This is a genomic window from Peribacillus sp. SIMBA_075 (genome assembly GCF_046534585.1).
In genome coordinates this window covers 1-246 of record NZ_JAWRYN010001319.1, presented here as the reverse complement: position 1 = coordinate 246, position 246 = coordinate 1, and the positions used below count along the sequence as shown (strand labels likewise).

1 pseudogene is annotated in these 246 nt (G+C 28.9%); it reads left to right on the top strand.

From position 1 onward, the window contains the following. Positions 1-14 precede the first annotated feature (14 nt). Positions 15-246, top strand: a pseudogene (locus tag SB775_RS32630) (argininosuccinate synthase domain-containing protein); the annotation flags it as partial.

Sequence of the window (246 nt, the reverse complement as noted above, 5' to 3'; positions counted from 1 at the left end):
ATAAAGCGATGATATTGAAGAAAGAATTAGGTATCGATTTCCCTACTTCATCTAAATATTCTATTGACGAGAACTTATGGTGCAGAGTTATAGAGAATGATACTTTAGAGTATATTGAGTTAGAAATTAGAGATAACGTATTTGATTGGACAAATAAAATAGAAGAAAAAGAAACCCTATACCTAGATATAACATTCAAAAATGGTATTCCATCCAAGATTAATAATGATAAGAGGAGTTTAAAGG